Here is an 11,837-nt window from a genome sequence, read left to right as displayed (position 1 = left end):
CCGCGAGGGCTTCCGCCGTGACGACCGGGGCACCGGCTTGCGCCGCGACGACCGTCAGGGCGGCTTCCGCGGTGGCGACCGCCGGGATGACCGTGAGGGTGGCTTCCGTGGCGGTGAGCGCCGCGAGGGCTTCCGCCGTGACGACCGGGGCACCGGCTTGCGCCGCGACGACCGTCAGGGCGGCTTCCGCGGTGGCGACCGCCGGGATGACCGTGACGGTGGCCCGCGGGGCGCTGACCGCCGCGAGGGGGGCTTCCGGCGGGACGGCGGAGCGCCGCGCGAGGGCGGCTTCCGTGGCGGGGACCGTGAGGGCGGTTTCCGTGGTGGCGAGCGTCGCGAGGGCGGCTTCCGCGGCGGCGACCGTGAGGGCGGCTTTCGTGGCGGGGAGCGCCGCGAGGGTGGCTTCCGTGGTGGCGAGCGCCGTGAGGGTGGCTTCCGGCGGGACGACCGTGAGGGCGGTTTCCGTGGTGGCGAGCGCCGTGAGGGTGGCTTCCGGCGGGACGACCGTGAGGGCGGTTTCCGTGGTGGCGAGCGCCGTGAGGGCGGCTTCCGCGGCGGCGACCGTGAAGGTGGCTTCCGTGGTGGCGACCGTGAGGGCGGTTTCCGTGGTGGCGAGCGCCGTGAGGGCGGCTTTCGTGGCGGGGAGCGCCGCGAGGGTGGCTTCCGTGGTGGCGAGCGCCGTGAGGGTGGCTTCCGGCGGGACGACCGTGAAGGTGGTTTCCGTGGTGGCGAGCGCCGTGAGGGTGGCTTCCGGCGGGACGACCGTGAAGGCGGTTTCCGTGGTGGCGAGCGCCGTGAGGGCGGCTTCCGCCGCGACGACCGCGAGGGCGGCATCCGGGACGGCGAGCGCCGTGAGGGCTTCCGCCGTGACGGTGGGGCGCCGCGCGAGGGCGGTTTCCGTGGCGGGGAGCGCCGGGAGGGCGGCTACCGGGGCGGCCGGGAGCGTACCGAGCGGGACGGGGAGCGCCGGGGCTACGGCGACCGGCCGCGTCGGGACGACGGCCGGCAGGGCGGCTACGGGCCGCAGCGGGAACGGCGGGACGACCGGTTCGAGCGTGCCGAGGGAAGCACGGGCGAGCGGGCGGCGGAGCCGGCGCTGCCGGACGAGGTGGTCGCCAGCGACCTCGACTCCACCGTCCGGGCCGAGCTCCTGTCGCTGGCCAAGCCGGTGGCGGAGACCGTCGCCCGGCACCTGGTCGCGACCGGGCTGCTGATCGACGACGACCCGGCGGAGGCGCTGGCGCACGCCATGGCGGCCCGCCGGCTCGCCTCGCGGATCGCGGCGGTGCGGGAGGCGGTCGGGCTGGCCGCCTACCACGCCGGGGAGTGGCAGACCGCCATCGCCGAGCTGCGCACGTACCACCGGATGACCGGGCTGCAGAGCCACCTGGCGGTGCTGGCCGACTGCGAGCGGGCGCTGGGCCGCCCGGAGCGGGCGATCGACCTGTTCCGTGGCGCGGACCGGGAGAAGCTCGACCAGGCCGTCGCGATCGAGCTGCTGATCGTGGCCGCCGGGGCGCGGGGTGACCTCGGGCAGAAGGACGCGGCCGTGGCGATGCTCCAGGTGCGCGAGCTGACCACCGACTCGACCGAGGCGTGGGCCGGGCGGCTGCGCTACGCCTACGCGGACGCGCTGCTCGCCGTGGGTCGCCGCGAGGAGGCACGGGAATGGTTCTCCCGGGCCGCCGACGTGGACGCCGAGGGCGAGACCGACGCCGCGGAGCGACTGCTGGAGCTCGATGGCGTGATCATCGAGGGCGACGACGAGGACGACGAGGAGTTCGCGGCCGGGCCGGGTGCTCCGGGCGGCGTGCCGGCCCAGCCGGACGCCGACCTCACCGGCGGCTCCGCCGAGGACGCACTGGGCCGCCGGGACGACGACGCGGACGACCTCGACGACGAGGACGAGGACGACGAGTTCGACGAGGACGACGACCTCGACGGTGACGCGGACGAGGACGCCACCGGTGGCGACCGGGACGACAACGCCGACGACGAGGACGACGACCTGGACGACGACGACCTGGACGACGACGACCTCGACAGCGACGCGCGGCTGCGCGGCGGGGACCTCGACGGCGCGGACCTCGAGGGCGAGTCCGCCGGTTACCGCGACCGCAACGCCGCCGACCTCGGCGACGACGAGCTGACCGACGGCACCGCCCGGTCCCTCGCCGACGACGCCACGGCGACCGGGGATGCCACGACGGCCGACCCGGCTGACGGATCCGGCGACGGCTCGCCGGCCGGTTCCGCCGAGGCGGGCGGTACGGCGGAGGCGCCCCGCACCGCCGAGACGGACCGCAGCGCGGAGGCGGACCGCCGGTGACCGAAAACGCCGGGGAACGGCTGGTCGACGGGTACACCCTGGTCGTCTTCGACCTGGACGGGGTGATCTACCTGATCGACCGGCCGATCCCCGGCGCGGTCGAGGCGGTCGCCCGGCTGCACGCCGAGGGCCGGGCGGTGGCGTACGCGACGAACAACGCCTCGCGCCGTTCCAGCGAGGTGGCCGACCTGCTCACCGGCATGGGCGTGCCGGCCCGGCCGGAGGAGGTGCTCACCTCCGCCGCCGCGACCGCCGAGCTGCTGCGCGACCGGCTGCCGGCCGGCGCGCCGGTGCTGGTTGTCGGGGCGGAAGCGCTGCGTGCGGAGCTTCGCGCCGTCGGCCTGCGCCCGGTGGCGACCGCCGACGAGGAGCCGGCCGCCGTGGCCCAGGGCTACGGCCCCCAGGTCGGCTGGGTCGACCTGGCCGAGGCGTCCCTGGCGGTCCAGGCCGGCGCGCCCTGGTACGCGACGAACACCGACCGGACACTGCCCAGCCCGCGTGGCCCGTTGCCGGGCAACGGTTCCCTGGTGGCGGTGCTGCGTACCGCCCTGGGTCGGGATCCGGACGTGGTGGTGGGCAAGCCGGAACCGGCGCTCTTCGCCACCGCCGCCCGGCGCGCCGGCGAGGGGCGGGCCCTGGTGGTCGGCGACCGGCTGGACACCGACATTGAGGGCGCCCGCCGGGCCGGGCTGGACAGCCTGCTGGTGCTCACCGGCGTCAGCGGCCTGCCCGAGCTGCTGGCCGCCCCGGAGGAGCGCCGACCGGCGTACGTCTCCGTCGACCTGGCCGGGCTCTTCGACCCGGCGGCGGTGGTCCGGGTGCCGGGCGCGCCGGACGGTGGCGGCTGGTCGGTGAACATGGCCGACGGCGGGCTGATCCTGGACGGCGCGGGACGCCCGCTCGACGCGCTCGCCGCGCTCTGCACGGTGGCGTGGTCGACGGGTGTCGGCCCGCGGGTGCGGCCCGCGTCCCCGGCGGCGGCAGAGGCCCTCGCTGCGCTGGGCCGGCCCGACTGACCTCTCCGGGCGGCCGGATCCGCTTGGGTCAGAGCAGCTTGCGGAGCTTCATCAGGTCGAACGGGTTCGCCTTGATGGACACCCGCCGGGCGGCGAGCGCCTTGGCGAGGTCGAGTTGGCCGTGCACCAGCGCGACCAGGTCGTCGCTGGTGGCGTTCAGCGCGATCTTCGCCTTCGGGTCGTCGCCTTCGGTCAGGTCGACCAGCCGGCCGCCCTCCAGCTTGCCGTGGAACGCCGTGTCCAGGTCAGTGATCCGGCACGCCAGGGTGCGGTCCAGGTCGATCCGCTCCTGCGCCTCCGCGTGGCCGTTCAGCCGGGCAGCCAGCTCCTGCAACGCCTGCCGGCACTCGTCCACGCTGGCCACATCGTCTCCTCACCACGCCACGCCGTTTCCCCCCGGCACGGTACCGCAATGGGACGTCCGGGGTGCCCGGTAGCGTGAACACCTGCACACCCCGCCCCGTGGAAGGACTCAGGCATGCAGGACGCGTGGCGCGCCTATCTCGAGCTGGCCATGGGCCTGACGGAGGCGCCCCGGAAGAAGGCCCAGGACGCCGTGCGACGCGCGGTCGGCCAGGGCGGCGCCACCGCCGCCCAGCTCCAGGCCCTCGCCGAGGAACTGGTCTCCACCGGCCTGGCGAACCGGGAGGCGCTGACCAAGCTGATCCGCTTCGAGGTGGACCGGGCGCTGGGCGCGGTCGGGCTGGCCACCGCCGACGAGGTCGCCGAGCTGACCCGCCGGGTGCATGAGCTGGAACGGCAGCTGCGCGAGGCGAGGACCGCCCCGACCCCGGCCGAACCGGCCGCCGCGGCCCCGGTCTCCGCCCCGCCGGACCGACCGGCGCCCACCCCCGGCAAGGCGGTGGCGAAGAAGGCCGTGGCGAAGAAGGCGATCGCGAAGAAGCCGGCCGCGACGGTGTCGCGTACCTCGGCCGAGGCGGCGCCGGTCAGGCCGGCGAAGAAGGCGACCGGCCGCAAGCAGACCGGCGGTGCCGCGTCGTGACCGCCCCGTACCGCCCCGGGCCGCCGCCCGGCCCGCGTCCGGGTCCGCCCCCGGTCGGCCCCCGCCCCGGGTCGCCGCCGGGGGTACGGCCGGCGCCCGCCCCCGTCGAGGACGTGGGGGATGCCCGGCACCCGGCGGTGGACGCCGCGGTGCACGCCATGATCAACGCCGAGGCGCTCTCCCCGGCGGACCAGATCGCCCAGTACGAGGCGGCGTACGAGACGCTGCGCGAGACCCTGGCCAGCATCGACCAGGCCTGAGGAGAGGCGGAGAAGAACCACCCATGGCACGTCGTACCCGGCTGGATGCCGAACTCGTCCGCCGCGGCCTGGCCCGCTCCCGCGAGCAGGCCGCCGCGCTGGTGGAGGCCGGCCGCGTCCAGCTGCGGGGGGTGCCGGCCCGCAAGCCCGCCGCGATGGTCGACCCCGCCGACCCGCTGCTGGTCACCGGCGCCGACCCCACCGCCGAGTACGTCTCCCGCGGCGGCCACAAGCTGGCCGGGGCGCTCGCCGCGTTCGCACCCGGCGGGCTGACCGTCGCCGGCCGGCGCTGCCTGGACGCCGGCGCATCCACCGGCGGCTTCACCGACGTGCTGCTGCGCGCCGGCGCCGCCGAGGTGGTGGCGGTCGACGTCGGGTACGGGCAGCTGGCCTGGTCGTTGCGGAACGACGACCGGGTGCGCGTGTTCGAGCGCACCAACGTCCGTACCCTCACGCCGGAGGCCGTCGGCGGCGAGGTCGACCTGACGGTGGCCGACCTGTCGTTCATCAGCCTGCGGCTGGTGCTGCCGGCGTTGGCCGGCTGCACCACCCCCGCCGGCGACCTGGCGCTGATGGTCAAGCCGCAGTTCGAGGTCGGCAAGGAGCGGGTCGGCGCGGGTGGCGTGGTCCGCGACCCGGAGCTGCGCGCGGAGGCGGTGCTCGACGTGGCCGCCGCGGCGGCGCAGCTCGGCCTGGGGCTGGCCGGCGTCGCGGCGAGTCCGCTGCCGGGGCCGAGCGGCAACGTCGAGTTCTTCGTATGGTTACGCCGGGACGCGCCCGCCGCGGACCCCGAGCGGGTCCGCGCGGTGGTGGCCGCCGGCCCGCAGGGCTTCCCGCCTCCGGCCGACGCGCCGGAGCCCACGACCGAGGAGGTGTCCGGGTGAGCCGAACCGCGCTGCTGGTGACGCACACCGGGCGTCGGCGCAGCACCGAGCACGCCCGGGCGGTGGCGGCGGACCTCATCGCGGCCGGCTTCGAGGTGCGGGTGGTGGCCGAGGAGGCCGACGATCTGGACCTGCCCGGCGTGGTGCCGGTGACCGGACTGGAGGCCGCCGAGGGCGCCGAGATCGTCTTCGCGCTGGGCGGGGACGGCACCTTCCTGCGCGCCGCCGAGCTGGCCCGACCGGCGAAGGCGCCGCTGCTCGGCATCAACCTCGGCAAGGTCGGCTTCCTCGCCGAGGCGGAGATCGACGACCTGGACAGCGCGGTACGCGACGTGGTCGGGCGCAACTACACCGTGGACGAACGGCTCACCCTGGACGTGACCGCGGAGTTCGACGGCGGCCCGACCATCGAGTCGTGGGCGCTGAACGAGATCAGCGTGGAGAAGGGCGAGCGGGCCCAGATGCTGGAGCTGCTGGTCGACGTGGACGGCCGGCCGCTGTCCCGGTACGGCTGCGACGGCGTGGTCTGCGCGACCCCGACCGGCTCCACCGCGTACGCGTTCTCCGGTGGCGGTCCGGTGGTCTGGCCGGAGGTGGAGGCGTTGCTGCTGGTGCCGATCAGCGCGCACGCGCTGTTCAGCCGCCCCCTGGTGACCGCGCCGACGTCCACCTTCGCGATCACGGTGGACCCGTTCACCACCCTCGCGGTGCTCTGTTGCGACGGGCGGCGGGTGTACGACCTGCCCCCGGGAGCCCGGGTCACCGTGCGCCGGGGTGCGCTGCCGGTGCGCATCGTCCGGCTCAAGGCGCGGCCGTTCACCGACCGGCTGGTCGCCAAGTTCGACCTGCCGGTGCAGGGCTGGCGGGGCAGCCGCCGCTGAGTGCGGGCTCAGCGGTCGGGGTGTGCCGGCATCGTCCGGTCGGCGTACCCGTGCCGCGTCGCCAACGGGTTACGGTAGGAGCCTCCCCCGACGGCGGTGTGCCGCCGCCGGGGCCGGCAGCGACCGTCGAGTGGGCGGTCATCGGGGCGTACGGGCTGCGCTGAGGTGGAGTCCGGGCGGGGCGGTAGGCCCGTGTCCGCCCGGACGCGCGGCCCGGCGGCCGTGGGCCTGGCCAGGGGGTGGTCGGGACCGCGGCGGTCGGGGTGCTGGAGGAGTCGCGGGCCGGCCGCGGCGGGCGGACCGGTTGAGCCGGACCCGATCGGGTGTCGACCCCGATCAGGTCGGTGGATCGGCGAGCCGTCGCCGGAGGAAGCGACGGCTCACGAGCCGAGCGGCGAAGCGCTCGTCCGGCACCCCGGCCATCAGCCACACCGTCCCCGATCGGCAACCCGCCGGCCATCCGGCGCTCCGACCCCGGACGGCCGTTGTCCACCTGGCGACATGTCGCCGATGCGGCAGGCCGCAGCTAGTGACCTTCTGATGATCTCCGTCGCAGACTCCGAGCGGTCGGTCTCCTGGGACCGGCCCTCGGAGTAGAGGAGCGCATCGCATGCACTGGCCCCCACGCTGGCTCGCCGCCGGCGCGGTCGGCGCGCTGGTGGTCGGGTTCGCCGCACCGGCGTCCGCCGACCCGCCCGCCCGGACCACCGCCCCGGCACCGGCCGCGTCCATCCCGGGCGCCGCGCCCGCCCGCATCACCCTCATCACCGGCGACCGGGTCGAGTTGGCCCAGGCGGCCCCCGGTCGGGTCGCCGCCACCGTCCACCCCGGCCCTGGCCGCGAGCGGATCACCTTCCAGACCGTGTCGGCCGACGGTGGGCTGCGCGTTCTGCCCAGCGATGTCGTGCCTTACGTCTCCGCCGGGGTGCTCGACGCCGACCTGTTCGACGTGCAGAAGCTGGTCGCCGAGGGGTACGGCGACGCCGCGCAGGGAGCACTGCCGCTGATCGTCCGCTACCAGGAGCCGGCCGCCGGCCGGCTCCGACCGCTGGCCGGGGCCACCGCCGCCCGGCCGCTCGAGAGCATCAACGGCGCGGCGCTGCGCGTCGCCACGGGCGACCTCGGCCAGCTGTGGAGCACGCTGAAGGTCGCGCCGGCCGCGCGGACCGCCGTGGACGGGCCGGTCCGGCTCGGCGCCGGCATCGCCCGGGTCTGGCTTGACGGGCGGGTCCACCCGGCGCTGGAGCACAGCGTGCCGCAGATCGGGGCCCCCGCCGCCTGGGCGGCCGGCCGGGACGGCGCGGGCGTCCGGGTCGCGGTCCTCGACACCGGAGTCGACGCCACGCACCCCGACCTGGCCGGCCGGATCGCCGAGACGCAGGACTTCACCGGCGGCGGCAGCGCCCGTGACGGGCACGGCCACGGCACCCACGTGGCGGCCACCATCGCCGGCAGCGGCGCCGCGTCCGGCGGGCTGCGCAAGGGCGTCGCGCCCGGCGCGAAGCTGCTGATCGGCAAGGTGCTCGACGACGGCGGCAGCGGCTACGACTCGGGGATCATCGCGGGCATGGAGTGGGCCGCCCACTCCGGCGCGAAGGTGATCAGCATGAGCCTCGGCGGCCCGGCCACCGACGGCACCGACCCGATGAGCCAGGCGGTCAACGACCTCACCGCCGAGACCGGCGCGCTGTTCGTGATCGCCGCCGGGAACGAGGGCGAGGCGGGCACCGTCGGGACGCCGGGCGCGGCCGCCGCGGCGCTCACCGTCGGTGCGGTGGACCGCGACGACAACCTGGCCGACTTCTCCAGCCGTGGTCCGCGCCTGGGCGACAACGGCCTGAAGCCGGAGATCACCGCGCCGGGCGTCGGCATCGTCGCCGCCCGCGCCGCCGGCACCGCCATGGGTACGCCGGTGGACGACGCGTACACGCGGGCGTCGGGGACGTCGATGGCGACCCCGCACGTCGCCGGCGCGGCGGCGATCCTCGCCCAGGAGCACCCGGACTGGACCGCCGGGAAGCTCAAGGACGCGCTGGTCAGCACGACGAAGGCGAACCCTGCGCTGACCGTCTTCGAGCAGGGCGGCGGCCGGGTCGACGTGGCCCGCGCGCTGGGCCAGCGGGTGTACGGCTCGGCCACCGCCGACTTCGGCCGGCTGTACACCGGCGGTGTGGCGGTGGAGCGGACCGTGACGTACACCAACGGCACCGGCGCGGCGCAGACCCTGCGGCTGGCGTTGCAGCTGCGCAACCTGGACACCGGTGCGGCCGAGCCGGACGGGGTGTCGCTCGACGGTGCGGAGGTGGCGGTGCCGGCCGGCGGCAGCGTGAACGTCCCGCTGCACGCCGACCCGGTGAAGCTGGACCGGGGGGTGTACGGCGGGTGGCTGGTGGCGACCGGTGCGGACGGTGTCGCGGTGCGCACCGCCGTCGGCCTGACCCTCAGCGGCCCGCTGCACACCGTCACCATCAAGGCGCTCGACATGCAGGGGCAGCCGGGCGGCGCATCGGTGGTGACCCTGTTCGGCGAGCACCGGGAGTCCGACTGGCTCGGCTACCTCTTCCGCGGGATGGAGTGGCAGGTGCAGGTCGAGGAGGGCCCGTACCTGCTTCAGGGGCTGATCGAGCACGGCGTCCCGCTGGACGAGCAGCTCACCCTGGTCACCGACCCCGAGCTGACTGTCGACCGGGATCTGACCCTGGTGCTCGACCCGCGCAAGGGCACGCCGGTGCGCATCGAGACGCCGAAGCCCAGCGAGCAGCGGGACACGCTCAGCTTCTACGAGCACCGCGTCTTCGGCAACGGCCGGCAGGTCGATCACGGCGTGATGGCGTTCAGCACGGTCCAGCAGGTGAACGTCACGCCGACCCGGCCGGTGCGCCAGGGCGAGTTCGAGTTCGCCTCCCGCTGGCAGTTGGTCGCCCCCATGGTGGACGCCCGGGTCAGCAACGTCTCCGGTCCGCTGGACATCAACCTGCTGGGTCGGTCGCCGGCCCCGGCGGGCCGGCGGAAGCTGCCGCTGGTCTGGGCGGGTGACGGCAGCGCCGCCGAGCTGGCCCGGGCCGGGGTTCGGGGCGCGGCCGCGCTGGTCGCCGGTAGCTACGACCGTGCCGAGGGGGACCAGATCGCCGACGCCGCGGCGGCCGGCGCCGCGATGGTGCTCATCGTCCGCGTGGCGGACGACAGCGCGTGGACGGTCTGGCGCCCGGATGGGGACCGGCTGCCGATTCCGGCGCTGGTGGTCGCGTACGACGACGGGCAGCCGATGATCGCGGCGGCGAAGAGCGGCCGGGCCACCCTGGACGTGGCGCTGACCGTGGACAGCCCCTACCTCTACGACGTGTGGCAGGTGTCGCAGGGGCGGGTCCCGGATCGGATCGTGCACCGGGTCACCGCGGACAACACCGCCGAGGTGACCGCCCGCTACGCCGACACCGGCGGGTTCGACTGGGCTAGCGAGCAGCGGTTCGGGTGGCGTCCCTGGCAGCAGTACTCGTGGAACGATGACCAGCGGATGGTGCGTACCGGCAGCGTGCGGCAGGAGTTCGTCAGCGCCGGGGACTCCTGGTGGCAGCAGCGGGTGCTGCACCGGCTGCCCTGGTCCGACTGGGGTCCGCTGGTCGGCGGGCTCGTCCAGCCGCCTCGGCGGTACGCCGCCGACGACCGGGTCACCGAGACGTGGCACGGCGCGGTGGTCCGGCCGGCCGTGCCGGCGGGCGGCGGGGCGCCGGTGCCCACGCGTACCGGCGACACCCTGAACCTGCGGGTGGCCGAGTTCGTTGACGCGGACGGCCATTCCGGACCGGCCCGGTTCAGTGAGGAGTGGGACCGGGTGCAGGCCCGGCTGAGCCGGGACGGGGAGCAGATCGCCGACCTCTCCAGCGGCTGGGCACCGGTGCCGACCACCCCGGGTGCGGCCCGCTACCGGCTGGACCTCAGCACCGAGCGGTCCTCCGAGGAGTGGCGCTGGGCCACGCGTACCGACACGGCGTGGCAGTTCACTTCGGCCCGGCCGGCCGGGGATGCCGCCCAGCCGCTGCCGCTGCTGCAGGTGGACTACCAGGTCCCCGCCGACCTGCGCGGCGAGGTGCCCGGCGGTCGACCGCACCAGCTCGGGCTGACCGTGCGCCAGCCGGCCGGCGTGCCGGTGCCGACGGGCGTCGGGATGCGGGTCGAGGTGTCCTTCGACGCCGGGCGGACCTGGCAGTCGGTGCCGGTCCACGGCTCGGGCACCCGGTTCACCGCCATGGTGCCGGCCGGGCGCGGCACGGTGTCGTTGCGGGTGCACGCCGATGACCGCGCCGGCGACAGCGTCGACCAGACCGTGCTCGACGCGTACGGGCTGCGCTGACCGGGGCGGGGCGGGGCGGCTCCCGGCCGTCCCGCCCCGTCGCCTCAGATCCAGCCCCGGCGCGCGGCCTGGAAGGCCAGCCCCGGCCGGGTGTCCACGCCGGCGACGGTCATCAGGTCGGCCAGCCGCCGCTGCACGGTACGGCGGCTCACCCCCAGCTGGGAGGCGATGGACTTGTCCGGGACGCCGGCCACGAACAGGGCGAGCAGCCGAACCTCGTCGGGGTCCGGCCGGTAGCCGTCGACGGCCAGCCCGTCGGCCGGCGGGGCGGACGAGCGCAGCGGCGTGGATATCCGCCAGTAACTCTCGAAGAGGGCGATCAGCGCGTCGAGCAGTTGGCTGCGGCCGATCACCGCGGCGCTCGGTTCGCCGCTCTCGCGGTCCGGCACCAGCGGGCAGATCGCCGTCCGTCCGTCCACGATGGCCAGCCGCACCGGCAGCCGGTCCAGCACCCGGGCCTGCTCTCCGGCGCGTACGCCCCGCTCGATGTCCTCGAGCCCGCCCGGTTCGAGGAGCATCTCGCGCTCGTAGATGGCCCGGTAGCGCACCCCGCGGGCCAGCGCGTCGAACTCCTCGACGTTGTCCTGGCCGGGCATGGCCAGCGGGTTGGCCCGGCAGAACCAGAGCACCTCGACCCGGGCGCCGTTCTGCGCGTCCCGCAGGCGCTCGCGGAGCATCCGCGCCCCGGTGATCACCTCCACCAGGTGGTCGGCGTCGTGCCGCCGCATCCCGGCGCGGTACTCCTCGGTCAGCTGGGTGACCGCCGACCGGGCCGCCTCCAGCGCCTCCTGCCGGCGCAGCAGCGCCTCACCGAGCGGGACGTCGGGGGCCAGCGGCCGCAGCGGCGCGTCCGGCTCCGGCCCGATCGGCAGCACCAGCCCCTTGCCGCGCAGGGCCTCGAGCTGCGCGACGACCTCCGCGCGCGGCCAGCGGAGCCGTTCGACGAGCTCCCCGACCCGGGCCGTGGTGAGCTGGACGAGGGAGCGGTACAGCTCCTCCTCGCCGGGGGTCAGGCCGATCACGTCCAACACGGGGCAGAACTGTACGACGTCAACCGCCATGCCCCGATGCGGCGTCGCCGGCTGGTCAACTGTCGGGGGCCGCGTCTACTGT

General features: G+C 75.9%; 10 protein-coding genes. 7 read left to right on the top strand and 3 right to left on the bottom strand.

Annotated elements, in window-relative coordinates; genetic code table 11:
• On the bottom strand, nt 1–1,192 hold a 1,192-nt coding region (locus tag ABZ783_RS23215), incomplete at its 3' end, for a hypothetical protein (RefSeq protein WP_357441634.1).
• Between the two features lie 57 nt (nt 1,193–1,249).
• Here ABZ783_RS23215 and ABZ783_RS23210 point away from each other — a divergent pair.
• On the top strand, nt 1,250–2,329 hold the full coding sequence (locus ABZ783_RS23210; RefSeq protein ID WP_357441648.1) for a hypothetical protein: 1,080 nt from the start codon (nt 1,250–1,252) through the stop codon (nt 2,327–2,329).
• Complete coding sequence (locus ABZ783_RS23205) at nt 2,326–3,345, top strand: HAD-IIA family hydrolase (RefSeq protein ID WP_357441632.1); 1,020 nt, start codon at nt 2,326–2,328, stop codon at nt 3,343–3,345. Before ABZ783_RS23210 ends, ABZ783_RS23205 begins: the two co-directional genes overlap by 4 nt.
• A gap of 28 nt (nt 3,346–3,373) precedes the next feature.
• Here ABZ783_RS23205 and ABZ783_RS23200 read toward each other — a convergent pair whose 3' ends face one another.
• Nucleotides 3,374–3,709: an alkyl sulfatase C-terminal domain-containing protein gene (locus ABZ783_RS23200; protein ID WP_357441631.1), complete on the bottom strand. Its 336-nt coding sequence runs from the start codon at nt 3,707–3,709 to the stop codon at nt 3,374–3,376.
• 114 nt (nt 3,710–3,823) lie between these two features.
• Between ABZ783_RS23200 and ABZ783_RS23195 the strand changes: the two genes are divergently transcribed.
• The 5 genes from ABZ783_RS23195 to ABZ783_RS23175 all read left to right on the top strand — a co-directional run bounded on the left by ABZ783_RS23195 (nt 3,824) and on the right by ABZ783_RS23175 (nt 10,724).
• The gene (locus ABZ783_RS23195) at nt 3,824–4,348 is read left to right on the top strand and encodes a hypothetical protein (protein ID WP_357441629.1); all 525 of its coding nucleotides are present in this window, start codon (nt 3,824–3,826) and stop codon (nt 4,346–4,348) included.
• Nucleotides 4,345–4,608: a hypothetical protein gene (locus ABZ783_RS23190; protein WP_357441627.1), complete on the top strand. Its 264-nt coding sequence runs from the start codon at nt 4,345–4,347 to the stop codon at nt 4,606–4,608. Before ABZ783_RS23195 ends, ABZ783_RS23190 begins: the two co-directional genes overlap by 4 nt.
• A 23-nt stretch (nt 4,609–4,631) precedes the next feature.
• Nucleotides 4,632–5,492, top strand: a complete 861-nt coding sequence (locus ABZ783_RS23185; protein ID WP_357441626.1) for a TlyA family RNA methyltransferase — start codon at nt 4,632–4,634, stop codon at nt 5,490–5,492.
• Nucleotides 5,489–6,373: an NAD kinase gene (locus tag ABZ783_RS23180; RefSeq protein WP_073833321.1), complete on the top strand. Its 885-nt coding sequence runs from the start codon at nt 5,489–5,491 to the stop codon at nt 6,371–6,373. The genes ABZ783_RS23185 and ABZ783_RS23180 overlap by 4 nt, the downstream gene beginning before the upstream one ends.
• A gap of 610 nt (nt 6,374–6,983) precedes the next feature.
• On the top strand, nt 6,984–10,724 hold the full coding sequence (locus tag ABZ783_RS23175; protein ID WP_357441624.1) for a S8 family serine peptidase: 3,741 nt from the start codon (nt 6,984–6,986) through the stop codon (nt 10,722–10,724).
• 44 nt (nt 10,725–10,768) lie between these two features.
• On the opposite strand, the gene ABZ783_RS23170 is transcribed toward ABZ783_RS23175, so the two are convergent.
• Nucleotides 10,769–11,755 carry a TrmB family transcriptional regulator gene (locus ABZ783_RS23170; protein ID WP_357441623.1) on the bottom strand — a complete coding sequence of 329 codons (987 nt, stop codon included), beginning with the start codon at nt 11,753–11,755 and terminating at the stop codon, nt 10,769–10,771.
• Nucleotides 11,756–11,837 lie beyond the last annotated feature (82 nt).

The organism is Micromonospora sp. NPDC047738 (assembly GCF_040642675.1).
In the GTDB taxonomy this organism is placed as follows: Bacteria; Actinomycetota; Actinomycetes; order Mycobacteriales; family Micromonosporaceae; genus Micromonospora.
Note: the sequence above shows the minus strand (reverse complement) of the source record. Positions and strands in the feature narration are given on the sequence as shown.

Excerpts from the sequence above, each read along its gene's own strand:
- ABZ783_RS23210 (WP_357441648.1), top strand. The coding sequence starts at position 1,250 with ATGGCGGCCCGCCGGCTCGCCTCGCGGATCGCGGCGGTGCGGGAGGCG.
- ABZ783_RS23175 (WP_357441624.1), top strand. The coding sequence starts at position 6,984 with ATGCACTGGCCCCCACGCTGGCTCGCCGCCGGCGCGGTCGGCGCGCTG.
- ABZ783_RS23195 (WP_357441629.1), top strand. The coding sequence starts at position 3,824 with ATGCAGGACGCGTGGCGCGCCTATCTCGAGCTGGCCATGGGCCTGACG.
- ABZ783_RS23185 (WP_357441626.1), top strand. The coding sequence starts at position 4,632 with ATGGCACGTCGTACCCGGCTGGATGCCGAACTCGTCCGCCGCGGCCTG.